Annotated in this window: 22 protein-coding genes; 11 read left to right on the top strand and 11 right to left on the bottom strand. The window is 62.1% G+C overall.

Annotated features, from left to right (window positions below):
* Positions 1-33: 33 nt before the first annotated feature.
* From ABVN19_RS24865 to ABVN19_RS24880, 4 genes are all read right to left on the bottom strand, one after another.
* On the bottom strand, positions 34-990 hold the full coding sequence (locus ABVN19_RS24865) for a FecR family protein (RefSeq protein WP_105641448.1): 957 nt from the start codon (positions 988-990) through the stop codon (positions 34-36).
* Entirely contained in the window at positions 987-1,505 is a 519-nt protein-coding gene (locus ABVN19_RS24870) for an RNA polymerase sigma factor (protein WP_028942200.1), read from the bottom strand. Before ABVN19_RS24870 ends, ABVN19_RS24865 begins: the two co-directional genes overlap by 4 nt.
* A 94-nt stretch (positions 1,506-1,599) precedes the next feature.
* Positions 1,600-2,304 (bottom strand): 3'-5' exonuclease, encoded by a 705-nt coding sequence (locus ABVN19_RS24875; RefSeq protein ID WP_105641449.1) that lies wholly within the window; start codon positions 2,302-2,304, stop codon positions 1,600-1,602.
* The gene (locus ABVN19_RS24880; RefSeq protein WP_028942198.1) at positions 2,301-4,238 is read right to left on the bottom strand and encodes a DUF294 nucleotidyltransferase-like domain-containing protein; all 1,938 of its coding nucleotides are present in this window, start codon (positions 4,236-4,238) and stop codon (positions 2,301-2,303) included. The genes ABVN19_RS24875 and ABVN19_RS24880 overlap by 4 nt, the downstream gene beginning before the upstream one ends.
* 237 nt (positions 4,239-4,475) lie before the next feature.
* Here ABVN19_RS24880 and ABVN19_RS24885 point away from each other — a divergent pair, with 237 nt between their 5' ends.
* The gene (locus ABVN19_RS24885) at positions 4,476-4,919 is read left to right on the top strand and encodes a response regulator (RefSeq protein WP_028942197.1); all 444 of its coding nucleotides are present in this window, start codon (positions 4,476-4,478) and stop codon (positions 4,917-4,919) included.
* A 67-nt stretch (positions 4,920-4,986) separates the two neighbouring features.
* Here ABVN19_RS24885 and ABVN19_RS24890 read toward each other — a convergent pair whose 3' ends face one another.
* Positions 4,987-7,164: a malate synthase G gene (locus ABVN19_RS24890; RefSeq protein ID WP_105641450.1), complete on the bottom strand. Its 2,178-nt coding sequence runs from the start codon at positions 7,162-7,164 to the stop codon at positions 4,987-4,989.
* A 436-nt stretch (positions 7,165-7,600) separates the two neighbouring features.
* Between ABVN19_RS24890 and ABVN19_RS24895 the strand changes: the two genes are divergently transcribed.
* Positions 7,601-8,119: a glycine cleavage system protein R gene (locus ABVN19_RS24895; protein WP_028942195.1), complete on the top strand. Its 519-nt coding sequence runs from the start codon at positions 7,601-7,603 to the stop codon at positions 8,117-8,119.
* Positions 8,120-8,330: 211 nt separating this feature from the next.
* On the opposite strand, the gene rarD is transcribed toward ABVN19_RS24895, so the two are convergent.
* From rarD to ABVN19_RS24920, 5 genes are all read right to left on the bottom strand, one after another.
* Positions 8,331-9,218 (bottom strand): EamA family transporter RarD, encoded by an 888-nt coding sequence (rarD, locus tag ABVN19_RS24900; RefSeq protein WP_028942194.1) that lies wholly within the window; start codon positions 9,216-9,218, stop codon positions 8,331-8,333.
* A 64-nt stretch (positions 9,219-9,282) separates the two neighbouring features.
* Positions 9,283-10,257, bottom strand: coding sequence for a serine/threonine protein kinase (locus tag ABVN19_RS24905; RefSeq protein WP_105641451.1), 975 nt, complete (start codon positions 10,255-10,257; stop codon positions 9,283-9,285).
* Positions 10,258-10,437: 180 nt separating this feature from the next.
* On the bottom strand, positions 10,438-12,339 hold the full coding sequence (locus ABVN19_RS24910; protein ID WP_105641452.1) for a PhoX family phosphatase: 1,902 nt from the start codon (positions 12,337-12,339) through the stop codon (positions 10,438-10,440).
* 64 nt (positions 12,340-12,403) lie between these two features.
* Positions 12,404-13,168: a TOBE domain-containing protein gene (locus ABVN19_RS24915; RefSeq protein ID WP_028942191.1), complete on the bottom strand. Its 765-nt coding sequence runs from the start codon at positions 13,166-13,168 to the stop codon at positions 12,404-12,406.
* A 61-nt stretch (positions 13,169-13,229) separates the two neighbouring features.
* Positions 13,230-13,967: a ComF family protein gene (locus ABVN19_RS24920; RefSeq protein ID WP_028942190.1), complete on the bottom strand. Its 738-nt coding sequence runs from the start codon at positions 13,965-13,967 to the stop codon at positions 13,230-13,232.
* Between the two features lie 88 nt (positions 13,968-14,055).
* Here ABVN19_RS24920 and bioB point away from each other — a divergent pair, with 88 nt between their 5' ends.
* The 9 genes from bioB (at position 14,056) to ABVN19_RS24965 (ending at position 24,426) form a co-directional block, all read left to right on the top strand.
* Positions 14,056-15,114 (top strand): biotin synthase BioB, encoded by a 1,059-nt coding sequence (gene bioB, locus ABVN19_RS24925; protein WP_105641453.1) that lies wholly within the window; start codon positions 14,056-14,058, stop codon positions 15,112-15,114.
* 7 nt (positions 15,115-15,121) lie between these two features.
* On the top strand, positions 15,122-16,294 hold the full coding sequence (gene bioF, locus ABVN19_RS24930; protein ID WP_105641454.1) for an 8-amino-7-oxononanoate synthase: 1,173 nt from the start codon (positions 15,122-15,124) through the stop codon (positions 16,292-16,294).
* A complete protein-coding gene (locus tag ABVN19_RS24935; RefSeq protein ID WP_105641455.1) occupies positions 16,287-17,018 on the top strand; it encodes an alpha/beta fold hydrolase in 732 nt (243 codons plus the stop codon). The genes bioF and ABVN19_RS24935 overlap by 8 nt, the downstream gene beginning before the upstream one ends.
* Positions 17,011-17,835: a malonyl-ACP O-methyltransferase BioC gene (gene bioC, locus ABVN19_RS24940; protein ID WP_028942186.1), complete on the top strand. Its 825-nt coding sequence runs from the start codon at positions 17,011-17,013 to the stop codon at positions 17,833-17,835. Before ABVN19_RS24935 ends, bioC begins: the two co-directional genes overlap by 8 nt.
* Before the next feature lies 1 nt (position 17,836).
* Complete coding sequence (gene bioD, locus ABVN19_RS24945; RefSeq protein ID WP_028942185.1) at positions 17,837-18,517, top strand: dethiobiotin synthase; 681 nt, start codon at positions 17,837-17,839, stop codon at positions 18,515-18,517.
* Positions 18,518-18,624: 107 nt separating this feature from the next.
* Positions 18,625-18,921, top strand: coding sequence for a hypothetical protein (locus ABVN19_RS24950; RefSeq protein ID WP_028942184.1), 297 nt, complete (start codon positions 18,625-18,627; stop codon positions 18,919-18,921).
* Positions 18,922-19,188: 267 nt separating this feature from the next.
* Positions 19,189-20,994, top strand: a complete 1,806-nt coding sequence (locus tag ABVN19_RS24955) for a phenylacyl-CoA dehydrogenase (protein WP_028942183.1) — start codon at positions 19,189-19,191, stop codon at positions 20,992-20,994.
* Positions 20,995-21,240: 246 nt separating this feature from the next.
* A complete protein-coding gene (locus tag ABVN19_RS24960) occupies positions 21,241-22,524 on the top strand; it encodes a GGDEF domain-containing protein (RefSeq protein ID WP_028942182.1) in 1,284 nt (427 codons plus the stop codon).
* Between the two features lie 123 nt (positions 22,525-22,647).
* Positions 22,648-24,426 (top strand): acyl-CoA dehydrogenase C-terminal domain-containing protein, encoded by a 1,779-nt coding sequence (locus ABVN19_RS24965; RefSeq protein ID WP_028942181.1) that lies wholly within the window; start codon positions 22,648-22,650, stop codon positions 24,424-24,426.
* Positions 24,427-24,665: 239 nt separating this feature from the next.
* Here ABVN19_RS24965 and ABVN19_RS24970 read toward each other — a convergent pair whose 3' ends face one another.
* Entirely contained in the window at positions 24,666-25,589 is a 924-nt protein-coding gene (locus ABVN19_RS24970; RefSeq protein WP_028942180.1) for a LysR substrate-binding domain-containing protein, read from the bottom strand.
* Positions 25,590-25,669 lie beyond the last annotated feature (80 nt).

The raw sequence follows: 25,669 nt of genomic DNA on the forward strand, positions 1-25,669 counted from the left end.
CCGCTCCCACAATAGAAGCAGGTTTGCCCCGCATTACTGGCGAGCCACCACCGTGACCCACCATGGGCTGTGTTGCTCGATCTGCACCGGCAAGGTCGGCAGCAGCGAGGTCAGGGCCAGGTTGGTGTCGTTGAGCGGGAAGCTGCCGGTGATGCGCAGATCGGCCACTTCCGGGGCAACGTTCAGGTAGCCGCTGCGGTAGCGGCCCAGTTCGTCGATCAGCTCGCTCAGGCGCACGTTGTCGACCACCAGCATGCCGCGGGTCCAGGCGTCGGCACCCATATTCACGCCGGCGATCTGGCCGAGCTGATCATGGGTCATCAGCACTTGCTGGCCTTCACGCAGGATCTGCTCGTCACCGCTGTCCTGCGGGCGTGCCGCCACGGCTGACTGCAGTACGCTCAGCCGGGTGCCGTCATCCTCCAGCTTGACCAGGAAGCGCGTGCCAAGGGCGCGCATGCGTCCGTCTTCGGTGGCAACCACGAACGGGCGGTCGTCCTTGTGGCCGGTTTCGATGGAGATTTCACCCTCATGCAGCACGATCAGGCGTTCTTTCTCATCGAAGCGGATGTCGACCGCCGAGTGGGTGTTGAGGCTGATCATCGTGCCGTCGGTCAGACGCAGGGTGCGCTGCTCGCCGGTGGCGGTGCGCTGGTCGGCCAGCCAGTAGCCCAGCGACTGGTGCGCGCTGACCCAACTGAGCATGCCCGCCACCAGCACCAGGCTGGCCACGCCGCGGCCCAGCTTGCGCACGCGCTGGCGCAGGCCGGTGCGTGATTGCAGGAGGGCCTGGCGTGCAGGACCCGCCGCGGCACTGAAGCGTTGATCGAGCATGCCCAGTTGCCTCCAGGCCCGGGCATGTTCTTCGTCGGCGGCGTGCCAGCGGGCAAACTCGGCGCGTTCCTCGCTGCTGCCGCTGCCCGAGTCAAGGCACAGCTGCCAGGCGATCGCGGCGTCGAGCACCCGGGCGCTTACCGGCTTGTTGTTCATGTTGGTTCACCGTACAGGGCGATATAGCACTGGCGCATGCCCTGGGCCAGGTATTGGCGCACCCGCGAAACCGAAACCCCCAGGCGCTCGGCGATCTCAGCGTGGTTCAGGCCGTCGAGCCGATTGTACAAGAAGGCCGCGCGCGCCTTGCTCGACAGCTTGCCGAGCAGGCGGTCGATGGCCTTGAGGTCTTCGAGGATCAGGTGTTGTTCTTCCGGGGAGGGCTGTTCGGCTTCAGGGACCAGCATCAGTTCGGCCAGGTAGGCCTGCTCCAGGGCTGCACGACGAAAGTGATCGAACAACAGGCCCTTGGCAATGGCCAGGAGAAACGCCCGGGGTTCGCGCGGTGCAGGCAGCTCATCGCGCCCGAGCAGGCGCACGAAGGTGTCCTGGCTCAGGTCTTCGGCGCGCTCGGCGCAGACGATGTTGCGCCGCAGCCAAGCGAGTAGCCAGCTGCGGTGGTCACGGTAGAGGGTACCGACCAGCTCGCTGTGTGGGCTTTGCACGGACGACAAGACGTTCCCCGAAAATATGCGTTAACTAACGAGAATTATTCGCGATTGTCGCAGAATGTGTTCGCTAAACGCAATTGACGCTCATCGGTTGACGCTAGAAACCGTGGCTCTGGTGCCGTCGGCGCCGCCAGCGTTGCAGGTGCTGGTCGAGCAGTACCGGACTGTCGAGCTGCTGGCGGCGGGCCTGGCTGAAGAGAACCAAGGCAAGTTCCGCAGTGACCATGGCATCGGCACTGGCATTGTGGCGTTCGATGGCCTCCAGTCCGAAGCAGGCTGTCCAATCATCCAGGCCGGCTTCGCGCAGGGTGATCTGCGGGTTGAGCAGGGGCGCAAGCTCGGCAATATCGAAGAAGACATGTTGCAGGCGATAGCCCAGGTGGTCTTTGAGTGCCCGGGTCAGCATGCGCTGGTCGAAGGGCGCGTGAAAGGCCAGCACCGGACTGTCGCCGATAAAGGCCATCAAGTCGAGCAGGGCATCGGCGGGGTCACAGCCGGCCGCGATGGCGCTGGGCCCCAGGCCATGAATCAGCACACTCGAGGTGAGCTTGTGATCGCGCTGGTAGAGGGTACGCTCGAACTGTTGACCGAAGTCGATGGCGCCATCCTCGATCACCACCGCACCGATGGACAGCACCTGGTCGCGGTTGGTGTTCAGGCCGCTGGTTTCCAGATCCAGCACCACCCAGCGCTGACGGCGCAGGGTGTCTTCGCTCAGGGGCGCCGGTGTGGGCAGTTCGCTCACCTGTTGGCGTACGCTGTCTTCGATCTGCCGCGGTCGTAGCCAGGCGAACAGGCTCACAGCTGATACCTCAGGGCCAGGCTGCCTTGCAGGCGCTGGGCCTGGCGCAGGGACTCGCGCAAGATGCGCCGGTCCAGGTGATTGAGGCTGTCGGGGTCGACACGGTTGGAGTAGGGCAGATTCTGGCGGCTCTGCAATTGGTGTTGCTGCATGCGGGTCTGCTGGATGAAGTGGTAGGCCTCCTCATAGGCGGCGCCATCGAGCGGGTCGATCACTTCGCGGGTAACCAGTTCGCGCAGGCGTTCCAGGGTATTGATGGCACTGATGCCGTTGGCCAGGGCGAGCAGCCGCGCGCCATCGACGAAGGGCGTAAGGCCCTGCACCTTGAGGTCGAGTGTGGCCGCTTTGTCGTTGCCTTTGCGGGTTAGCACGAACTCGCGGAAACGTCCCACCGGTGGCCGCTGGCGCAAGGCGTTCTCGGCCATCATGCGCTGGAACAGACGGTTGTCGGCCACTTGTTCAAGGATGCTCTGGCGCAGTTGCTCACAGGCCTCCTCATTGCCCCAGGCCACGCGCAGGTCAAAGTAGATGCTCGATGCCAGCAGGTTTTCCGGGGTGGCCTCGCGGATGAAGGCAGCAAAGCGTCGGGCCCACTCGGCGCGGGACAGGCAAAGCTCGGGGTTGCCGGCCATGATGTTGCCCTTGCACAGGGTAAAGCCGCATTGGGCCAGCCCCTGGTTGATGTGCTGGGCCAGTGGCAGCAGGCGGCCCCGCAACTCGGCGGCGTGGGCCGCGTCGCGGGCTTCGAAAATGATGCCGTTGTCCTGGTCGGTGTGCAGGGTCTGTTCGCGGCGGCCCTCACTGCCAAAGCACAACCAGCTGAAGGGTATGCCGGGATCGCCCTTGTCTTCGATGGCCAGTTCGATCACCCGGCACACGGTGTGGTCGTTGAGCAGGGTGATGATCTGGGTGATCTGCGTTGACGACGCGCCATGGGCCAGCATGCGCTCGACCAACTGGCCGATTTCGCCGCGCAGCGATACCAGGCTTTCGATACGGGTGGCATGGCGGATGGTTCGCGCCAGGTGTACCAGGTCGACCCGTTGTAGCGAGAACAGGTCGCGCTCGGAGACCACGCCGCACAGGCGCTTGTCGTCGACCAGGCAGACGTGGGCGATGTGCCGTTCGGTCATGGCGATGGCCGCGTCGAATGCACTGGCCTGCGGGCTCAGGTAGAACGGATTGGCGGTCATGTGGCCGCCAATGGGCTGGGCGAAGTCGGCGCTGGCATCGGCCACCACCTGGCGCAGATCGCGCAGGGTGAAAATGCCGATGGGAAAGCGCTGGGCATCGACGATCACGATGCTGCCCACTTGTTGCTCATGCATCAGGGCCACGGCTTCGCGCAGTGGTGTTTGCCGGTCGCAGACCACCGGGTGGCGCATGGCCAGTTCACCCAGGCGGGTGTTGAGTGAGTACTGGGTGCCCAAGGTTTCTACCGCACGGCGCTGGACCTGCTGGTTGACCTGGTCGAGCAGGCTGCTCACGCCGCGCAGGGCGAAGTCTCGAAAGGCTTCGGACAGGGCGAACAGGCGGATGAACGCGGCCTTGTTCAGTTGCAGGCAGAAGGTGTCTTCGGCGGCGAGGTGTTCGGTGCGGGTGGCGCGTTCGCCCAGCAGGGCGGCGAGCGGAAAGCACTCGCCGCTGGCGATCTCGAAGGTGGTTTCGGTGCCGGGGCGGGACACGTGCTGGCGCTCACCGACCACACGCCCCTGCTTGACGATGTAAAAGTGCTCAACCGGGCCGTCGCTGGGCTTGATGATGCTGTCTTTGGCTGCATAGAAGCGCAGCTGGCACTGCTCCACCAAAAACGCCAGGTGGGCGTTTTCCATCAGGTTGAACGGTGGAAAGCGTTGCAGAAACTGCAGGGTCCCTTGGATGTTCTGCAGTACTGCAGTCTTTCCTGCCTGGGCGAAGGCGTCCATTTTGCTCATGAACATTTACCGCGTCTTTTGTGTCGGCACATGGGGCGCCGGCCTTGTTGTTTTCGGCTTTCATGGTCGGATGCCAGGCGTCCAGTGCCCATTGGACGTAAGTCTAAATGGTGCGACGGCCAGGGTGAGAATTACGACGGGTGTCAAATTCTCGTCGACGGTGGGTTGCAAGCCGATCAAAAGCGGTCTGAACTTGATTCAAGGGAAATTTTTCGAGCGTTTTTCAACGAGACGGCCATGCCTGACCAAGACGACATACTGAGTGACGCCGAGCGTGAAGCACTGGCGGCAGTGACTGCGCCCACTGCTGGGCCGCAGAAGGTATTGATCGTCGATGACAATCAACAGGCCCGTGAAGCTCTCGCCAGTTACCTCAAGAGCAGAGGCATCCAGTGTCTGACCGCGCAGAATGCCGAGCGGGCGTTGGCGTGCCTGAACGGCGAGCGGGACATTGGCTTGTTGATTACGGATTTGCGCATGGAGCCCTTCGATGGGCTGGAGTTGATTCGGCAGATTCGCGAATCGGATAAAGCAGCGTTGCCGATCATTATTGTGTCCGGCGATGCCGATGTGCCAGACGCCATTGCGGCGATGCACTTGAGTGTCGTCGACTTCCTGCTCAAGCCGATCGATCTGGAACGTTTGATGGTGCTGGTGCGCAGGGAGCTGGGAATCAAATGATCGCGGGGCAAGCCTGCTCCCGTAGGAGCGGCGGTGCGATGTCTCGACTTGCCCCGCGATTGTTCACTTACAGACCGTTCTTGGCCTTGAACTCACGACGACGACGATGCAGCACTGGCTCGGTGTAGCCGTTTGGCTGCCTGGTGCCTTCGACGACCAGTTCGACCGCCGCCTGGAAGGCGATGTTGTTGTCGAAGTCTGGTGCGAGCGGGCGGTACAGCGGGTCGTTGGCGTTCTGCTTGTCGACCACCGGTGCCATGCGCTTGAGGCTTTCCAGTACCTGGGCCTCGGTGACAATACCGTGGCGTAGCCAGTTGGCCAGCAGTTGCGCAGAGATACGCAGGGTGGCGCGGTCTTCCATCAGGCCGACATCATTGATGTCCGGTACCTTCGAGCAACCCACGCCCTGGTCGATCCAGCGCACGACATAGCCAAGGATGCCCTGGGCGTTGTTGTCCAGCTCGTTGCGCTTTTCTTCTTCCGACCAGTTGGTGTCGGTGGCCAGCGGAATAGTCAGGATGTCATCAACCGACGCCGGGGCGCGCTTGGCAAGCTCGGCCTGGCGGGCGAACACGTCGACCTTATGGTAGTGCAGCGCGTGCAGCGCGGCGGCGGTCGGCGACGGAACCCAGGCGGTGTTGGCACCGGCCAGCGGGTGAGCGATCTTCTGCTCGAGCATGTCGGCCATCAGGTCCGGCATGGCCCACATGCCTTTACCGATCTGGGCGCGGCCTTGCAGGCCGGTAGCCAGGCCGATATCGACGTTGGAGTTCTCGTAGGCGCCGATCCACTTCTGGGTCTTCATGGCGCCCTTGCGCACGACGGCGCCGGCTTCCATGGAGGTGTGGATTTCATCACCGGTGCGGTCGAGGAAGCCGGTGTTGATGAACACCACGCGCTCGCTGGCAGCCTTGATACAGGCCTTGAGGTTGACCGTGGTACGGCGCTCCTCGTCCATGATGCCGACCTTCAGGGTGTTGCGCTTGAGGCCCAGCACGTCTTCGATGCGACCGAACAGCTCGTTGGTGAACGCCGCTTCTTCGGGGCCGTGCATCTTCGGTTTGACGATGTACACGGAACCGGTGCGGCTGTTCTTGCGGCTGGTGTTGCCGTTGAGGTTGTGGATCGCCGCCAGGTTGGTGACCAGGCCATCGAGGATGCCTTCCGGCACTTCGTTGCCGTCCTTGTCGAGGATGGCGTCGATGGTCATCAAGTGACCGACGTTACGCACGAACAGCAGCGAACGACCGTGCAGGGTAACCGAGCCACCGTTGGGCGCGGTGTATTCGCGGTCCGGGTTCATGGTGCGGGTGAAGGTCTGGCCGCCCTTGCTGACGCGTTCGGACAGGTCGCCTTTCATCAGGCCCAGCCAGTTGCGGTAGATCACCACTTTGTCATCGGCATCGACGGCGGCGACGGAGTCTTCGCAGTCCATGATGGTGGTGAGGGCGGCTTCCATCAGCACGTCCTTGATACCGGCCGGGTCGGTCTGGCCAACCGGGGTGCTGGCATCGACCTGGATCTCGAAATGCAGGCCGTTGTGCTTGAACAGGATAGCGGTCGGTGCCGAGGCATCGCCCTGGTAGCCGATCAGTTGCGCGTCATTGCGAAGGCCGCTGTTGCTGCCGCCCTTGAGGGCAACGACCAGCTTGCCGCCTTCGATACGGTAAGCGGTGGAATCGACATGGGAGCCGGCAGCCAGTGGCGCGGACTCGTCGAGGAAGGCGCGGGCGAAGGCGATTACCTTGTCGCCACGGACCTTGTTGTAGCCTTTGCCTTTTTCCGCGCCACCTTCTTCGCTGATGGCGTCGGTGCCGTACAGGGCATCGTACAGCGAGCCCCAACGGGCGTTGGAGGCGTTCAGGGCAAAGCGCGCATTCATCACTGGCACAACCAGCTGCGGGCCTGCCATGCGGGCAATTTCGTCATCGACGTTCTGGGTCGAGGCCTGGAAGTCTGCAGCTTCTGGCAGCAGGTATCCGATGTCCTGGAGGAAGGCTTTGTAAGCCACGGCATCGTGAGCCTGGCCTTTGCGCGCCTGGTGCCAGGCATCGATCTGCGCCTGCAGTGCGTCACGCTTGGCCAGCAGTGCTTTGTTCTTTGGAGCGAGGTCATTGATGAGTTTTTCTGCCCCCACCCAGAACTGCTCGGCGTTGACGCCGGTTCCGGGAATGGCTTCGTTGTTCACGAAGTCGAACAGGACTTTGGCGACCTGAAGGCCACCGACTTGAACGTGTTCAGTCATTGCTTGCCTCACTCTGCTCAGCTATTCAGCTCTTCTATTTAAGCCTTGCGCGCTTCTCTAAACACGGCACCAGAACTTGCCCTCTGGGCGACTGGGTGCGGCCCGCCAGACGGGCTGGCGAGCGGTTGCGTATTTTCACAGGCGCCTTTGGCAGACATCGATTCGACGTTTTGTAGTCCGCGCTGCGGCATACTACATGATGCGCTGCGGTTGTGAAAATCAGACTAAATACGTCGTTCTGCGACCATTTGGTCGCAGAGGGTCACGCTGGGAGACAGTATGTTCTCAAAAAAGTGGCAGATTGTTCCAGATAAATCTTGAAACAGTACACGATTTGTTCTGAAGGCCAGCTGCGGCAGGTTGCCGCGCCTTGCCTATACTTTCTGCGCGCCCTTGATTTTCGGGCGTCCAACGGCAACCAGCAGAGGTAAGGCGCGTGGATCATCTCGTATTGACAGTAATCGCCCCGGACAAGGCAGGCCAGGTCGAGCGTATCGCCGAGTGCATTGCCGAGCATAACGGTAACTGGCTGGAGAGTCGCATGTCGCGCATGGCCGGGCAATTTGCCGGGATCCTGCGGGTGGCGGTGCCGGCGGAGTCCTATGACGAACTGGTCGAGGCGCTACAGGCCCTGGGCAAGTACGACATCCGCGTGCTGATCGCCGAAAGCGGCATTGAGCCTTCGTGTACCTGGAAGCCGATCGCAATGGAACTGGTGGGCAACGACCGCCCCGGCATTGTGCGTGACATTACCCGACTGTTGGCCGAGCAAGGGGTCAACCTCGAGCGCTTTACCACCGATGTGCGGCCGGCACCGATGAGCAGCGAGCCACTGTTCCATGCCGATGCCCTGCTGGCCATGCCGCTGACGTTGTCCCTGGATAGCCTGCAGGTCAAGCTCGAGGCGCTGGCCGACGATTTGATGGTGGAACTCAAACTGCGTCCGGAAGAATAGTTATCCCGTTTTGCCGGGGACCGGCCTGTGGATAAGCTGGGGGAAGCCGGCGCCAGCCCTTGCAGGCCGTGGCTTAGCCGCAACTGAGCAAAAAATCACCAATAATCAGTGGCTTGTGCACAAAGCGCGGGGATGAGGGTGTGGATAACCTTGGGAGAGGTTGCTGTAGGCCACGTATTACGTGGCCTACAGCGGTTTGTGTGTTTTTTGATCAGCTGCGCCGGCGCAAACTCAGCCAGGCGTCGACACTGTAGAGGGCCAGGCCCGCCCAGATAAACATGAAGGCAACCAGGGTGCTGCTCGACAGGTGTTCACCGAACAGCAGCACGGCTTGCAGCAATACCAGGGTGGGCGCCAGGTACTGCAAGAAGCCCAAAGTAGTGTAGGGCAGATGCCGGGCGGCGGCGTTGAAACACACCAGCGGGATCAGCGTAACCGGTCCTGCAGCCATCAGCCAGAGCGCTTCGGTGCTGCTGTAGAAGCTTGGCTGGGCGCTGGCGGCCAAGGGGTTGAGCAGCAGCCAGCCGATGGCGAGGGGTACCAGCATCCAGGTTTCCACCACAAGCCCGGGCAGGGCCGCGACCGGCGCCTGCTTGCGGATCAGGCCGTAGAAGCCGAAGCTCAGCGCCAGCACCAGCGAAACCCAGGGCAAGCTGCCCACCTGCCAGACCTGCTGCGCCACACCGATCGCCGCCAGCCCGACCGCCACCCATTGCAGCCTTCTTAGCCGCTCGCCGAGCAACAACATGCCCAGCAGCACGTTGATCAGCGGGTTGATGTAGTAGCCCAGGCTGGCTTCGAGCATCCGGCCATTGTTTACCGACCACACATAGGTCAGCCAGTTGCCGGCAATCAACGAGCCGCTCAATGCCAGTATGGCGAGGCGCTTGGGGTTTTCGCGCAGTTCACGCCACCAGCCCGGGTGCTTCCACACCAAGAGCAACAATGAGCCGAACAGCGCCGACCAGAGTATCCGGTGAACGATGATTTCTACGGCGGGCACGCTTTGCAGCGCTTTGAAGTAGAGGGGGAACAAGCCCCAGATGATGTAGGCGCTCAGGCCCAGGATGTACCCGCGGCGCGGGTTGGCGGCGTGCATGCAGATTCCTTGCTTAGGCAGCTAACTAAAAGCAGTGGCTATTGTAGACAGTCTGGCCCGCGCATCAGAACAATTTCAGTGGCTCTTCATCCAGGGCAGCCATCTGCTCACGCAGGGCAAGGATCTGATCGCCCCAATAACGCTCCTGGCCAAACCAGGGGAAGCTGCGCGGGAACGCCGGGTCATCCCAGCGGCGTGCCAGCCAGGCGCTGTAGTGCAGCAGGCGAAGGGCGCGCAACGGCTCGATAAGTGCCAGTTCGCGCGGATCGAAATCATGGAACTCGTTGTAGCCATCCATCAGTTCGGCCAATTGCCCAAGGCGCTCCTGGCGGCTGCCGGCGAGCATCATCCACAGGTCCTGGACGGCTGGGCCCATGCGGCAGTCGTCGAGGTCGACGATGTGAAACACCTCGTCACGGCACATCATGTTGCCGGGGTGGCAGTCACCGTGCAGGCGGATGGTCTGGTGCGGGGTGTTGGCATATACGGCTTCGACCTGCTTGAGCAGGTCGCGGGCTACCGATTCGAACGCCGGCAGCAGGCTCTTGGGCACGAAATTGCCTTCAAGCAGGGTGTTCAGTGAGGCATGGCCAAAGTTATCCACTGCCAGGGCTTCACGGTGCTCGAAGGGGCGTGTGGCGCCCACACCATGCAAACGACCCAGCAGTTGCCCGAGGCGATAAAGCTGGTCCAGGTTGCCTGGTTCCGGTGCGCGGCCGCCGCGGCGGGGGAACAGGGTGAAGCGAAAGCCGCTGTGCTCGAACAGGGTTTCGCCGCTGTGGATAAGGGGTGCCACCACAGGCACGTCGCATTCAGCCAGTTCGGCGGTAAAGCTGTGCTCTTCGAGGATTGCCGCATCGGTCCAGCGATCCGGGCGGTAGAACTTGGCAATCAGCGGCTCGCTCCCTTCGATGCCTACCTGGTAGACGCGGTTCTCGTAGCTGTTGAGTGCCAGCACACGGGCATCGCTGAGAAAGCCGATGCTTTCCACGGCGTCGAGGACCAGGTCGGGGGTCAGTGTTTCGAAGGGGTGGGACATGTTCGCTCCTGCTGTGCGGCAGGTGGCCGCATCATGCAGGCATGGTACCTCACATCCTTGTGGGAGCGGCGCTGCGACGTCTTGACTTGCCCCCGCGATAGCGTTGTGTCTGGGATATCGCTTTCGCGGGGCAAGTCGAGACGTCGCACCGCCGCTCCTACAGAGGTTTTTGTGCGGAGGTCAGGTGCCGACGATGCCGCCATCTTCTCGGCTGATGGCCATGACCGATGAGCGCGGCTTGCCGTTGGGCTGATGATCCGGGAAGGTCGAGCCCCCGGTTTCGCCTGGGTGCTGAATGCCAACGAACAGGGTGCGATGGTCTGGGGCAAAGGCGATGCCGGTCACTTCACAGGCCACGGGGCCGACCATGAAGCGACGGATCTCGCCACTCACCGGGTCGGCACAGAGCATCTGGTTGTTGCCCATGCCGGCGAAGTCGCCGGCATTGCTGTAATCGCCGTCAGTGAGAATCCACAGCCGGCCATCGGCATCGAAACCCAAGCCATCCGGGCTGTTGAACATGTTCTGCGGGGTGATGTTGCTTGATCCGCCCTTGGCGTCGCCCGCATGCACGGAGGGGTTGCCGGCGACAACGAACAGGTCCCAGTCAAAGCTCATGGCGCCGTGGTCATCCTCGGTTTCACGCCAGCGCAGGATTTGCCCGTAGAGGTTTTTCTCCCTTGGGTTGGGGCCGCCGGCCGGTTGGCCTTCTTCGCCGCGTTTGGCGTTGTTGGTCAGGGTGCAATAGACCTGGCCATCCTTGGGGCTGACCACGATCCACTCCGGGCGGTCCATGCGCGTGGCCTTGAGCTGGCTGGCGGCCAGGCGGGCGTGGATCAGCACCTGGGCCTGGCTGGCAAAACCATTGGCGGCGTTCAGGCCATTCTTGCCGTGGCTCAGCTCCAGCCATTGGCCTTTGCCACGCGGGTGATCGGCATTGTTGTCGCCATCGTCGAAGCGGGCGACATACAGGGTGCCGTGGTCGAGCAGATTACGGTTGGCGCTGGGGTTCTTGTGATCGATGCGGTCGCGGCTGATGAACTTATAGATGAACTCGCCCCGTTCATCGTCGCCCATGTAGACCACTGCTCGGCCATCGCCGGTTTCGCCAAGGGCGGCGTTCTCGTGCTTGAAGCGACCCAGCGCGGTGCGCTTGACCGGCGTTGAATCTGGATCGAACGGATCGATTTCCACCACCCACCCATGACGGTTCAGCTCATTGGGATTCTTTGCCAGGTCGAAGCGCGGGTCATGTTGATGCCAGCCCACCTCTTTGCCGGTGACCGATGCGCCGTAGCGTTTCTGTCCGGCATCAAACGCCTGCGCTGTGTCGCTGCTGCCAAAGCAATCAGTAAAGTTCTCTTCGCAGGTCAGGTAGGTGCCCCACGGCGTCTTGCCGTTGGCGCAGTTCTGGAAGGTGCCCAGCACTTTGCGGCCGCTGTTGTCTGCTGCGGTTCTAAGCAAGGCATCGCCTGCGGCAGGGCCGCTGACGCGAATGGGCGTGTTGCCGTGGATGCGCCGGTTGTAGGGTGAACCCTGGACGAACTGCCACTGGCCGTTGCTGCGCTTGACCTCGATCACCGAGACGCCTTCGGCCGCCTGGGCCTTGTGCACCTCTTCTGCCGAGGTCGGCTGACCACCGTGGGCGAACAGGTAGCGGTAGTTGGTGTATTCGTTGTTGATCGCCATCAGCGCACGGTTGTCGTCACCTGGGAAGGGGAACAGGCTCATGCCGTCGTTGTTGTCACCAAACTGCAGTTCCTGGGCCTTGGCGCTGCCATTGCCTGACACATCGAAGGCCGGCGAGTCTGCGTGCAAGGGCTGGCCCCAACTGATCAGCACCGAGGCTTTGTAGCCCGGCGGCAGGCTGATGCTGTCGGCGCTCGCAGCCGGAATGCCGGTGAAACCAAGCAAGCTGCTGTTGGCGGCGCCGACGCTGGCGGCCATGACGCTGCGGCTGAGCAGATTGCCGCTCAGGAACAGGGCGGCCCCGCACAGGGCGCCGGCTCCGATGAAACGGCGACGGCTGAGGTTGACCAGCTGTTCGAGGTCGGTTTGCTGGTGTTCTTCTAATAGGTTCATGACAGGCTTCCTGCGGTTTTGGCAGTCACCTTAGTCAGGGGTTGTGACGGTTTTGTGTCGGTTTTTACAACGGTGTGCCGATGAGCACATAGGACGGCTGGAACTGGACGCGGATTCCGCTGCCGGCAACAACGCCACGGGCTTTGAGCCAGGCGGGTTCGGCAAAGGTACACAGGGTCTGGCCGTTGCACAGCGTCAGGCGAACTTCGCTGGGGTCGGGCGCGTTGTCGAGCAGTTCCTCGACCGTGGCCTGCAGGCAGTTGTAGCCCTCCAAAGGTGGCTCCTGCGGACTGAGCAGGCTCAGCCAGCCGGCTTTGATCAAGGCCACCACGGTGGTGCCCGGGGTCAGTTCCAGGCGCTGGGTACTGTCGCGGGTGATCAGCGCATCGATGCTCAAGTCGCCCGCCAGGGCCAGGGTGATCCGGTCGTAATGCCCTTGTGCCTCGATGGCGCTGACTCGGCCATGCAACTGGTTCCGGGCACTGGTGCGCAGCATCAGGCGGCCCAGCAGGTCGAGGTCGCTGGCGTCTTCTGCGGCCTCCAGGATCTGAGTCTGCAGGGCTTGCAAGTGCTGGTACAGGCGCAGTACCCGTTGACCCTCCTGGGACAGTTTTGCCCCGCCGCCACCACGGCCACCCACGCTGCGTTCCACCAGCGGTTTGGCGGCCAGGTTGTTGAGCTCGTCAATAGCATCCCAGGCCGCTTTGTAACTCATCCCGGCGCTTTTTGCGGCACGGGTGATCGAGCCTTGTTCGGCGATGTGCTGCAGCAACGCAATACGTTGCGGGCGGCGAACGATGTGCTGGGTGAGCAGGGCGGGCAAGGACATGAGTGATGGCAGGCATACAGGAATTGTCGAGGGTGAAAAGTGCCCGCACCCTGGCGGCAAGTCAAGCGCTGCCGGGCTTGGCCGTGCGCGCCAGGCAATAGACATCGACCCGCCGGGCACCGGCCTTGAGCAGCAGGCTGGCCAGGGTCTGGGCAGTGGCACCGGTGGTCAGCACATCGTCGATCAAGGCCAGGTGGCGGCCTTCGATGGTATGGGCATTGGTGACGATAAAGGCCTGGCGCAGGTTGCGCTTGCGTGCCCGGGCTTTCAAGCCTTGCTGCGCCGGCGTATCGAGCAGGCGCTTGAGCACTTGCTCATTGGAAACGATGCCGGTGTGACCGCTCAGCCAACTCGCCAGCATCGCCGCCTGGTTGTAGCCGCGCTGGCGCAAACGGCGCGGGGCCAGGGGCACGGGTATCAACAACGCCGGACGTGGCAGGCCTTCGCTGTAGCGATGGCACAACCAGCGGCCGAGCAACTGGGCCAGCAGATGCCCCATTGGCCATTGGCTGTTGTATTTGAAGCGGCTGATCAGCGTATCCAGTGGAAAGCCGTAATGCCAGGGGGCTTCGACCCTGAAGAAGGCCGGTGCGCGGCGGCGGCATTGGGCACAGGTCAGGCCTTGCATCGGCAAGGGCAGGGCGCAGACCTGGCAACCGTCCTGCAGCCAGGGCAGCTCGGCCTCACAGGCGACACACAGCGGGTAGGGCTGTTCGGCGGGGTCATTGCAGAGCAAACAGAGATGGTTACTATTTAACCACTTGTAAACCATGCGTTTGAGTCGTGGTTGACAGCGCATCAGGCTTCCTTAACTATGCGAACTATCCGTGATGCGCTGGCGGGCTTCCTGTACCGGCGCCAGACAAAGCCTAAACAAGGAACCGCCGATGAGCGCCAGTACAACTGCAACAACACGTCACGACTGGACCCTGGCCGAGGTCAAGGCGCTGTTCCAGCAACCGTTCAACGATCTGCTGTTCCAGGCGCAAACCGTGCATCGCGCGCACTTCGACGCCAACCGCGTCCAGGTCTCCACCCTGCTGTCGATCAAGACCGGCGCCTGCCCGGAAGATTGCAAATATTGTCCACAGTCCGGCCACTACAACACCGGACTGGAAAAGCAGAAGCTGATGGAAGTGCAGAAAGTCCTTGAAGAGGCGGCCCGGGCCAAGGCCATCGGCTCGACCCGTTTCTGCATGGGCGCAGCCTGGAAGCATCCGTCGGCCAAAGACATGCCTTACGTGCTGCAGATGGTCAAAGGGGTCAAGGCCATGGGCCTGGAAACCTGCATGACCCTGGGCAAGCTCGACCAGGAGCAGACCCAGGCCCTGGCCGAAGCCGGGCTGGACTACTACAACCACAACCTCGACACCTCGCCAGAGTTCTACGGCAGCATCATCACCACCCGCACCTACGGCGAGCGCCTGCAGACCCTGGCCTATGTGCGCGATGCAGGCATGAAGATCTGCTCGGGCGGGATCCTCGGCATGGGCGAGTCGCTGGATGACCGCGCCGGCCTGCTGATCCAGCTGGCCAACCTGCCGGAGCATCCGGAGTCGGTGCCGATCAACATGCTGGTGAAGGTCGCCGGTACGCCGCTGGAAAATGCCGAGGAGGTCGACCCGTTCGACTTTATCCGCATGCTTGCCGTCGCTCGCATCCTGATGCCGAAATCCCATGTGCGTCTGTCTGCCGGCCGTGAGGCGATGAACGAGCAGATGCAGGCATTGGCCTTCTTCGCCGGCGCCAACTCGATTTTCTACGGTGAAAAACTGCTGACCACCGCCAACCCCCAGGCTGACAAAGACATGCAGTTGTTCGCCCGCCTGGGCATCCAGCCTGAAGCCCGCGAAGAGCATGCCGACGAAGTGCATCAGGCCGCCATCGAACAGGCCCTGATCGAGCAGAAGAGCACCGAGCTGTTCTACAACGCTGCCTCGGCCTGAGGCGGTCATGGCCTTTGATCTTCGCGCGCGGCTGGAGCAACGCCGCGCCGCTGACCTGTACCGTCAGCGTCCTCTACTGCAAAGCCCGCAAGGCCCGCATGTGGTGGTCGATGGCCAGCCGTTGCTGGCGTTCTGCAGCAACGATTACCTGGGGCTGGCCAATCATCCCGAGGTGGTCGCCGCCTGGCGTGCCGGCGCCGAACGCTGGGGGGTAGGCGGCGGTGCCTCTCACCTGGTGATCGGCCACAGCACTCCACATCACGAGGTGGAAGAAGCGCTGGCCGAACTGACCGGCCGGCCGCGCGCGCTGCTGTTCACCACTGGCTACATGGCCAACCTGGGTGCTGTGACAGCACTGGTCGGCCAAGGCGACACGGTGCTGCAGGATCGTCTCAATCACGCCTCGTTGCTCGATGCCGGGCTGCTCAGTGGGGCGCGCTTCAATCGCTATCTGCATAACGACCCGACCAGCCTGGCCAACCGCCTGGGCAAGGCGGTGGGCAACACCCTGGTGGTCACCGACGGGGTGTTCAGCATGGACGGCGACATCGCCGACCTGCCGGCGCTGGCGGCCACGGCCACGGCCCGTGACGCCTGGTTGATGGTTGACGATGCCCACGGCTTTGGCACCCTGGGCCGCAATGGCGGCGGGGTCGTCGAGCATTTCGGCTTGAACCACGAACAGGTGCCGGTGCTGATCGGTACATTGGGCAAGGCGTGTGGCACTGCCGGTGCATTCGTCGCGGGCTGCGAAGCGTTGATCGAGTGCCTGATCCAGTTCGCCCGTCCCTACATCTATACCACCAGCCAGCCCCCGGCCCTCGCGTGCGCCACCTTGCGCAGCCTACAACTGCTGCGCAGCGAGCATTGGCGGCGTGAGCACCTGGCCGCGTTGATCCAGCAGTTTCGCAGCGGTGCCGAGCAGATCGGCCTGCAGTTGATGGACAGCTTCACGCCGATCCAGCCGATCCTGATTGGCGACAGCGCCCGGGCCTTGCGCCTGTCGCAGATGCTGCGCGAGCGCGGTTTGCTGGTGTCCGCGATTCGCCCGCCGACCGTACCGGCGGGCAGCGCGCGCCTGCGGGTTACCTTGAGCGCGGCGCACAGTGAGGCGCAGGTGCAGCTATTGTTGGATGCATTGGCTGACTGTTATCCGCTGCTGGAGCCTGCTGATGCGTAATCACCTGATTCTGTTGCCAGGCTGGGGCCTGGGTAGTTCTGCCTTGCAGCCTTTGGTGGCCACCCTGCGGGCAATTGACCCGGGATTGCAGGTGGAGATTCAGGCGCTGCCGAGCCTTGCCTCCCATGAGCCGAAAGACTGGCTCGACCGGCTGGACCGCCAGTTGCCACGCCATGTCTGGCTGGGGGGCTGGTCGCTGGGCGGCATGCTCGCCGCCGAACTGGCCGCACGGCGTGGCGATGATTGCCGCGGCTTGATCACCCTGGGCAGCAACCTCAGTTTTGTCAGCCGCCCGGACTGGCCTCATGGCATGGCTGTAGATACGTTCCAGACCTTCCTTGAAGGTTGTCGCTATCACACCCAGGTCACCCTAAAGCGCTTCGTGTCGCTGTGCAGCCAGGGGGCAGAAGCGCCACGCAGCCTGGCGCGCCTGCTCGGCGCCAGCCTGCCGGAGCCTGCGCCAGAGCTGTTGGTGGCCGGCCTCGAGGTGCTCGGCAAGCTCGATACCCGGGCCGCGTTGCAAGCCTACGGCGGCCCACAACTACACCTGTTTGCCGGGCGCGACGGTCTGGTGCCGGCCGAGGTTGCCGGGGTGTTGCTGGAAGAACTGCCCGACGTGGAAGTCGGGTTGCTGGAAGACAGTGCTCATGGTTTTGTGATGGAAACACCTCATGAGTTGGCGGCGGCAATCAAGGCCTTTGTACATGAGAGTGGCGATGACTGATCTTTCCCAACCGAGCTTGCCCGGTGCACTGCCTGACAAGCGTCAGGTGGCGGCCTCGTTTTCCCGTGCTGCAGCCAGCTACGACAGCGTCGCAGACTTGCAACGGGCGGTGGGCAACCGGCTGCTTGAGCAGTTGCCCAATGCCCTCGAACCCCGGCAATGGCTGGATCTGGGTAGCGGCACGGGCTGTTTCAGCCGCGCCTTGCAGCACCGCTTCCCACAGGCAAGCGGCATTGCGGTGGACATCGCCGAAGGCATGCTGCAGTACGCACGAACTCTGGGCGGGGCGCACTACCATGTGGCCGGCGATGCCGAGCGCCTGCCGTTGCGCGATGCGGGGGTCGAGCTGATCTTCACCAGCCTCGCAGTGCAGTGGTGTTCAGACTTTCGTGCTGTGCTTGCCGAGGCTCATCGAGCCTTGCGGCCGGGCGGCGTGCTGGCGTTTGCCAGCCTGTGCGTTGGCACTCTGCATGAGCTGCGCGCGAGTTGGCAGGCGGTGGACGGGTTGGTGCATGTGAACCGATTTCGGCAAATGGCGGACTATCAGCGGTTGTGTGCCGAGAGCGAGTTGCAGGTGCTGAGCCTGGAGACCCGGCCCCATGTGCTGTACTACCCCGACCTGCGCAGCCTTACCCACGAACTCAAGGCGCTGGGTGCGCACAACCTCAACCCCGGGCGTCCTGCCGGTTTGACCGGACGGGCGCGCATGCAGGGTTTACTGCTGGCCTACGAACAATTTCGTCAGGCGCAAGGGCTGCCCGCCACCTATCAAGTGGTCTACGGTGTACTGCAAAAGCCGTTGCTAGAAGGGGAGTGAGATGAGCCCAGCCTATTTCATCGCAGGCACCGACACCGATGTCGGCAAGACCACAATTGCCGCTGGGTTGCTGTATGCGGCGCAACAAGCGGGCTTGAGTACCCTGGGGGCGAAGCCGGTGGCGTCGGGGTGCACTGTCACGCCGAAGGGGCTGCGCAATGACGATGCTCTGGCATTGATTGCGCAGAGTTCGCTCAAGCTGCCGTATGCACAGGTCAATCCCTTCGCCTTCGAGCCTGCCATCGCGCCACACCTGGCAGCCCGTGAAGCGGGGGTGGCGTTGAGTGTGCAAGCGCTGTTGGCGCCCATGCGCCAGATTCTGGAGCAGGGCGCGGACTTCACATTGATTGAGGGGGCCGGGGGCTGGCGTGTGCCGTTGTCGGGCCAGGCCAATCTGTCGGACCTGGCTATTGCCTTGAGGCTGCCGGTGATTCTGGTGGTAGGCGTGCGCCTGGGGTGCATCAACCATGCATTGCTCAGCGCCGAGGCCATCGCCCGTGATGGTTTGCAACTGGCCGGTTGGGTGGCCAATATCGTCGATCCGCGTACTTCACGCCTGGAAGAAAACCTCGCCAGCCTTGCCGAGCGTCTGCCGGCACCGTGCCTTGGGCGGGTGCCAAAACTCAAACAGGCTTCGGCAGAGTGGGTAGCCGAGCACCTGCAACTGGACTTGCTGGACTAGCCTGTGTCTATCGGGTGGCTACATGCCATTACTGATTTCAACGGGCCTTTTGCCGCGAGGTTTGCTTCAATGGAGGCTGTTCGCCTTCAGCGACAGGGAGTTTTGACATGGAAATCTCGGGCAGCTCAGTGTTTTATGCCGGCCTTGGCGCGATGCAGGCCGGGCATCAGCGCGTCGATCAAGCCGCCAGCCAGATCGCCAACACCAGCGTAGAGCGTTCCGCCACCAGCCAGTCCAGCGACTATCAGGCCGAGCGTCTGCGCGCAGTCGATCGCAGCCAGCAGATGGACCTGGCCACCAGCAATGTGGAAATGGCCCTGGGCAAGCACCAAGCCGAATTAGGTGTCAAATTGGCCAAAGCATCGGACGAAATGCTCGGCACGCTGATCGACACCTACGCCTGACCCTCCCGCCGCCCGTGCTGTGCGGCTTCAACTAATCTTTGAGTATCAGTGCCATGGCCTTGCAGGCAGGCGCTCGGCTGGCTGTTTGGTGCATTTTTTACACGACGATCGCGCAGTCTGGCATGGCAGAACTGCCCTCTGGTTGATGCTTGACAAGTTTTCGGCGTAAACGTATGTTTCAAACAACTGTTTGACCGAAAGCCGCCTAGAGCTGGTCGGTATATCGCGGTCTCCCTATCCAGGATTCATCAGCCGAGGTTCATCGCTATGCCTGATTACAAAGCCCCCTTGCGTGATATTCGCTTCGTTCGTGACGAGCTGCTCGGCTACGAAGCGCACTATCAGAGCCTGCCGGCTTGCCAGGACGCCACTCCAGACATGGTTAATGCCATCCTCGAGGAAGGCGCCAAGTTTTGTGAACAGGTACTGGCTCCGCTGAACCGAGTGGGCGACCTGGAAGGCTGCACCTGGAGCGAGTCGGGCGTTAAGACCCCGACCGGTTTCAAGGAAGCCTACAAGCAGTTCGTCGAAGGCGGCTGGCCAAGCCTGGCCCATGACGTCGATCACGGCGGTCAGGGTCTGCCTGAGTCGCTGGGCCTGGCAGTCAGCGAAATGGTCGGTGAGTCGAACTGGTCGTGGGGCATGTACCCTGGCCTGTCCCATGGCGCAATGAACACCATCTCCGAGCACGGCACCGCCGAGCAGCAAGAGACCTACCTGACCAAGCTGGTATCCGGCGAGTGGACCGGCACCATGTGCCTGACCGAGCCGCATTGCGGTACCGACCTGGGCATGCTGCGCACCAAGGCCGAACCTCAGGCCGACGGTTCCTACAAAGTCACCGGCACCAAGATCTTCATCTCGGCCGGTGAGCACGACATGGCCGACAACATCGTCCACATCGTGCTGGCCCGGCTGCCCGATGCTCCGGCCGGCACCAAAGGTATCTCCCTGTTCATCGTGCCGAAGTTCATGCCGACTGCCGAAGGCACCGTGGGCGAACGCAACGCGGTATCCTGTGGCTCCATCGAACACAAGATGGGCATCCACGGCAACGCAACCTGCGTGATGAACTTCGACGCGGCTACCGGCTACCTGATCGGCCCGGCCAACAAAGGCCTGAACTGCATGTTCACCTTCATGAACACCGCTCGCCTGGGTACCGCGCTGCAAGGCCTGGCCCACGCCGAAGTGGCGTTCCAGGGTGGCCTGAAATACGCCCGCGACCGTCTGCAAATGCGTTCGCTCACCGGCCCGAAAGCACCGGACAAAGCCGCCGACCCGATCATCGTTCACCCTGATGTACGTCGTATGCTGCTGACCATGAAGGCGTTCGCCGAAGGCAACCGCGCCATGGTCTACTTCACTGCCAAGCAGGTCGACATCGTCAAATACAGCCAGGACGAAGAAGAGAAGAAAAAAGCCGACGCACTGCTGGCTTTCATGACTCCGATCGCCAAGGCCTTCATGACTGAAGTCGGCTTCGAAGCGGCCAACCACGGCGTACAGATCTATGGCGGCCACGGTTTCATCGCCGAGTGGGGCATGGAACAGAACGTTCGCGACAGCCGTATCTCCATGCTGTACGAAGGCACCACCGGCATCCAGGCGCTGGACCTGCTCGGCCGTAAAGTGCTGATGACCCAGGGCGAAGCGCTCAAGGGCTTCACCAAGATCGTGCACAAGTTCTGCCAGGGCAATGAAGGCAACGAAGCCATCAGTGAGTTCGTTGCGCCACTGGCTCAACTGAACAAAGAATGGGGCGAGCTGACCATGAAGGTCGGTATGGCTGCGATGAAAGACCGCGAAGAAGTCGGTGCCGCCTCGGTGGACTACCTGATGTACTCCGGCTACGCCTGCCTGGCCTACTTCTGGGCCGACATGGCACGCCTGGCTGCCGAGAAACTGGCTGCCGGCACCAGCGAAGAAGCCTTCTACACCGCCAAGCTGCAGACCGCGCGCTTCTACTTCCAGCGCATTCTGCCGCGTACTCGCACTCACGTAGCAACCATGCTGTCGGGTGCCAACAACCTGATGGACATGAACGAAGAGCACTTCGGTCTCTCGTACTGAGTCACAACGCTGTAGCGAAAACGCCTGCCCTCACCGGCAGGCGTTTTTTTTGCGTGGTGTGGGAGCAACTGTCCAGAACCACGGCCAGCTGGGGGTAGGCTTGCCCCGCGATTGCAGTTCGCCTGGCATACCAGATCGAGGGGCAAGCCCGCTCCTGCTCCGACAATGGCGCTCATCTATTCATGAGCGCTGCCGACACATTAAAGGCACAATGCCATTATTGATCTGCCGGGTCGGAGATTACCCTTGTTTCGTTTATCCGCTGTACGCCCGAGCCACTTCCTGCCATCCGTCTGTTTGCTGGTGTCGGGGCTCGCGGCCGCTTATGTGAGGGACCTCAGCGTCTTCTTCACGTCGCTGTTCAATGTCCTGCCTACCCTGGTTCTGTTGTTGGGCGGCGCCTACTGCGCGGTTTATCGCCGCCAGCGCGAACTGTTCCTGATGGTCACGGTGTACATCGCCTATTACCTGCTCGACACCCAGACCGATTTCTACCGTGACAACGGTCGGGTGCGTGAAGATGCTGCCGTGGTGTTCCACCTGGTCTGCCTGCTGTTACCCCTGATGTTCACGTTGTACGGCGCCTGGCAAGAACGTACGCACCTGTTCCAGGACATGATTGCGCGCTTCGCCGTATTGCTGGCGGTGGGCAGTGTGGCGCTGGGGCTGGAGCAGAGTTACCCGCAGGTACTGCTCGGCTGGCTGGCGGAGATTCGCTGGCCGTCGCTGCATGGCCAGTGGATGAGCCTGATCCAGTTGGCTTATCCAGTGTTCTTCATTGCCTTCGGGGTGTTGGTGGTGCAGTACCTGCGCGAGCCCAGGCCATTGCACGCCGCGCAGATCATCGGTCTGATCGGGGTTTTCTGGATGCTGCCGCAAACTTTCATCCTGCCGTTCACCCTGAACATCATGTGCAGCCAGGTGATGCTGATGATCGCCGCGGCGGTTTCTCATGAGGCTTATCAAATGGCCTTTCGCGATGAGCTGACCGGCCTGCCTGGTCGTCGTGCTCTCAACGAGCGCATGCAGCGCCTGGGCCGCAACTATGTGCTGGCGATGACCGACGTCGATCACTTCAAGAAATTCAATGACACCCACGGCCATGATGTGGGTGACCAGGTACTGCGGCTGGTGGCCAGCAAGCTGTCCAAGGTGACCGGTGGCGGTCGCGCCTACCGCTATGGCGGCGAGGAGTTTGCCCTGGTATTTGCCGGCAAGAGCATCGAGGAGTGCATGCCGCACCTGGAGGCGGTGCGCGAGGTAATTGCCAACTACAACATTCAACTGCGCAACCAGGACAGCCGGCCCCATGACGATCAGCAGGGGCGCCAGCGTCGCGGGGCGTCGGCGGCCTCCAGTGTGTCGGTGACGATCAGTATTGGCGTCAGCGAGCGCCTGGCGGATCACCGATCACCCGACGAAGTGCTCAAATCAGCCGACCAGGCGCTCTACAGCGCCAAGGGGGCCGGGCGCAACTGCGTTATGGCGTATGGGCACCAGGCCAAACGGGGCGCCGTGCGCACGGCGTGACCGGATGTGACTGATAGGTCGCTAGATGACCCTATGTCTCGCAAAAGTTGTTCGGGTACACTGGATTTCATAACAGTAAAACGGCCTTGCGAGGCCGTCCCGACACAAGTGTGAGAGGTTGCCATGGCTGACTATAAAGCGCCCCTGCGCGATATGCGCTTCGTCCTCAATGAAGTCTTCGAAGTCTCCAAGCTCTGGGCGCAATTGCCGGGCCTGGCCGAAGCCGTCGATGAAGAGACCGCCCTGGCGGTGCTGGAGGAGGCCGGAAAGGTCACTGGCAAGAGCATCGCGCCATTGAGCCGCAGCGGCGACGAAGAGGGCTGCCACTGGGACAACGGTGCAGTGCGCACTCCTGCGGGTTTCATCGACGCCTACAAGACCTACGCCGAAGGCGGTTGGGTGGGCGTAGGTGGTGACCCTGCCTACGGCGGCATGGGCATGCCCAAGGTGATTTCGGCCCAGGTCGAGGAAATGGTCAACTCCTCGAGCCTGGCCTTCGGCCTGTACCCAATGCTCACCGCCGGTGCCTGCCTCTCGATCAATGCCCACGCCAGCGATGAACTCAAGGAAACCTACCTGCCGAACATGTATGCCGGTGTCTGGGCCGGTTCCATGTGCCTGACCGAGCCGCACGCCGGTACAGACCTCGGGATCATCCGCACCAAGGCCGAACCTCAGGCTGACGGCAGCTACAAGGTCAGCGGTACCAAGATCTTCATCACCGGCGGTGAACACGACCTGACCGAGAACATCATTCACCTGGTGCTGGCCAAGCTGCCGGATGCCCCGGCGGGGCCGAAGGGCATCTCGCTGTTCCTGGTGCCCAAGTTCCTGGTCAACGCCGATGGCAGCCTGGGTGCTCGCAACCCGGCCAACTGCGGTTCTATCGAGCACAAGATGGGCATCCAGGCTTCGGCCACCTGTGTGATGAACTTCGATGAGGCCGTGGGCTACCTGGTCGGCGAAGCGAACAAAGGCCTGGCGGCGATGTTCACCATGATGAACTACGAGCGTCTTGGAGTAGGTATCCAGGGCCTGGCCTCGGCGGAGCGCTCCTACCAGAACGCGATCGAATACGCCCGAGACCGCCTGCAAAGCCGCGCACCGACGGGCCCGCAAGCCAAGGACAAGGTCGCCGACCCGATCATCGTTCACCCGGACGTGCGTCGCATGTTGCTGACCATGAAAGCGCTGAACGAGGGCGGTCGTGCGTTCTCCACCTATGTGGCCATGCAGTTGGACACCGCCAAATTCAGTGAAGACGCCACTACCCGCAAGCGCGCTGAAGACCTCGTCGCGCTGCTGACCCCGGTTTCCAAGGCTTTCCTTACCGACCTCGGCTTCGAGTCGGCGGTACACGGCCAGCAAGTGTTCGGCGGCCACGGCTACATTCGCGAGTGGGGCCAGGAGCAACTGGTGCGTGATGTGCGCATTACCCAGATCTACGAAGGCACCAACGGCATCCAGGCACTGGACCTGATGGGCCGCAAGGTGGTCGGTAGCGGTGGCGCGCTGTACAAGCTGTTCGCCGACGAGATTCGCCATTTCACCGCCAGTGCCGGTGCCGACCTGGAAGCATTTGTCAAACCGCTGAACGCCGCCCTGGATAACCTCGACGACCTGACCGCCTGGGTACTGGACCGGGCCAAGAACAACCCGAACGAAATCGGCGCTGCGTCGGTTGAGTACCTGCAGGTGTTCGGTTACACCGCTTATGCGTATATGTGGGCACTGATGGCCCGCACGGCGCTGGCCAAGCAGGGCGAGGATGATTTCTACGTCAGCAAGTTGGGCACTGCACGCTTCTACTTCGCCCGTTTGTTACCGCGAATCCACTCGCTCAGCGCCTCGGTAAAAGCCGGTAGCGAGTCGCTGTACCTGCTGGAGGCAGCCCAGTTCTAACGGAGGCTGGAGCTTGTAAGCTTTTTCCTACACAACGCGGTGACGTTTCGCCTCTATCGGAAGATTGGATCCACAGTTAATCTTCTTACATGGACGTCGCGCAGGAAGCGCACTGTACAGAACATGGACACGAAGGATTCCTGCCAGGGTGGCGGGGCGAAATGGATGTCAGGGAAACAGTCTGCAAAGCCCCGCTTCGGCGGGGTTTTCTTTTGCCCGAAGAAAAGTCCAAGGCACCTTCAGCCCAGCACATCCAGGGGTGACATCCCGAGCTGACGCGGATCGGCTTCCTCTTCCAGTAACGTACGCAGCAGCTCCACCGACGCCTGCTGGCGCTGCGCATCGCGAAACACCAGGCCGATCTTCAACGGCACCCGTGGTTCGCTCAATGGCTTCCAGAGCAGCTCCTGGTCATCCTCGACCACTTCCTTGGCCCGTCCCGGCAGCACCGTCGCCAGCGAGGTGTGCGCCAGGCTGTCGAGAATCCCGCCCATATTGTTCATCTCGGCCTGCACCTGCGGGCGCCGCCCGAGGTTGGCCAGTTGCGCCTGCCAGATCTGCCTTACCTGGAATTCTTCACCCAGTAACAGCATGGGTAGTTCAGCCGCCTGCTTGAGCGACACCTTCTTGAATTCACGCAGCGGGTGGGTATTGGGGATTACAAGCTGCAGTTCGTCTTCGTACAACAGCAGCCCATGCAGCCCCGGCTGGCGAGGGGGCAGGTAGCTGATGCCGATGTCCAGGCTGCCATTGAGCAAGCGTCGTTCAATCTCCAGGCCCGAGAGTTCGTAGATCTGCACCACCAGATGCGGCTGTGCCTTGCGCACCCGGTCCAGCAACTGTGGCACAAGGCTTGGGCGCACGGTCTGCAAAACACCGATGGCCAGGGTGCGCAGCGACTGGCCCTTGAAGTTGCGCAAGGCCTCGCGAGCCCGCTGCAAGCCGTCGAGCAAGGGCAGGGCATGGTTGTACAACGTGTGCGCGGCCAGGGTCGGCAGCAGGCGTTTGTTGCCGCGCTCGAACAGGCTCACATCCAGGCTGTGTTCGAGTTGGCGGATCTGTTGCGAGAGGGCCGGTTGCGACAATGACAGCCGCTCGGCAGCCCGGCCGACATGGCCCTCTTCATACACCGCGACGAAATAACGCAGTTGGCGAAAATCCATAAGAAATACTTATCAAAAATGCTCGAAAAACCAAATGGCCGTTAGCCTGCAAGAAGCCTAGTCTATCCCCTATTCACAAG

Source organism: Pseudomonas vranovensis (assembly GCF_040438935.1).
Lineage (GTDB): Bacteria > Pseudomonadota > Gammaproteobacteria > Pseudomonadales > Pseudomonadaceae > Aquipseudomonas > Aquipseudomonas vranovensis.

Coding starts and splice junctions, on each gene's coding strand:
- bioC (WP_028942186.1), top strand. CDS start 17,011: ATGACTGATCTTTCCCAACCGAGCTTGCCCGGTGCACTGCCTGACAAG.
- ABVN19_RS24950 (WP_028942184.1), top strand. CDS start 18,625: ATGGAAATCTCGGGCAGCTCAGTGTTTTATGCCGGCCTTGGCGCGATG.
- ABVN19_RS24965 (WP_028942181.1), top strand. CDS start 22,648: ATGGCTGACTATAAAGCGCCCCTGCGCGATATGCGCTTCGTCCTCAAT.
- ABVN19_RS24935 (WP_105641455.1), top strand. CDS start 16,287: ATGCGTAATCACCTGATTCTGTTGCCAGGCTGGGGCCTGGGTAGTTCT.
- ABVN19_RS24865 (WP_105641448.1), bottom strand. CDS start 990: ATGAACAACAAGCCGGTAAGCGCCCGGGTGCTCGACGCCGCGATCGCC.
- ABVN19_RS24905 (WP_105641451.1), bottom strand. CDS start 10,257: ATGTCCCACCCCTTCGAAACACTGACCCCCGACCTGGTCCTCGACGCC.
- rarD (WP_028942194.1), bottom strand. CDS start 9,218: ATGCACGCCGCCAACCCGCGCCGCGGGTACATCCTGGGCCTGAGCGCC.
- ABVN19_RS24955 (WP_028942183.1), top strand. CDS start 19,189: ATGCCTGATTACAAAGCCCCCTTGCGTGATATTCGCTTCGTTCGTGAC.
- ABVN19_RS24880 (WP_028942198.1), bottom strand. CDS start 4,238: ATGAGCAAAATGGACGCCTTCGCCCAGGCAGGAAAGACTGCAGTACTG.
- ABVN19_RS24915 (WP_028942191.1), bottom strand. CDS start 13,168: ATGTCCTTGCCCGCCCTGCTCACCCAGCACATCGTTCGCCGCCCGCAA.
- bioD (WP_028942185.1), top strand. CDS start 17,837: ATGAGCCCAGCCTATTTCATCGCAGGCACCGACACCGATGTCGGCAAG.
- bioF (WP_105641454.1), top strand. CDS start 15,122: ATGGCCTTTGATCTTCGCGCGCGGCTGGAGCAACGCCGCGCCGCTGAC.
- ABVN19_RS24890 (WP_105641450.1), bottom strand. CDS start 7,164: ATGACTGAACACGTTCAAGTCGGTGGCCTTCAGGTCGCCAAAGTCCTG.
- ABVN19_RS24885 (WP_028942197.1), top strand. CDS start 4,476: ATGCCTGACCAAGACGACATACTGAGTGACGCCGAGCGTGAAGCACTG.
- ABVN19_RS24920 (WP_028942190.1), bottom strand. CDS start 13,967: ATGCGCTGTCAACCACGACTCAAACGCATGGTTTACAAGTGGTTAAAT.
- ABVN19_RS24910 (WP_105641452.1), bottom strand. CDS start 12,339: ATGAACCTATTAGAAGAACACCAGCAAACCGACCTCGAACAGCTGGTC.
- bioB (WP_105641453.1), top strand. CDS start 14,056: ATGAGCGCCAGTACAACTGCAACAACACGTCACGACTGGACCCTGGCC.
- ABVN19_RS24970 (WP_028942180.1), bottom strand. CDS start 25,589: ATGGATTTTCGCCAACTGCGTTATTTCGTCGCGGTGTATGAAGAGGGC.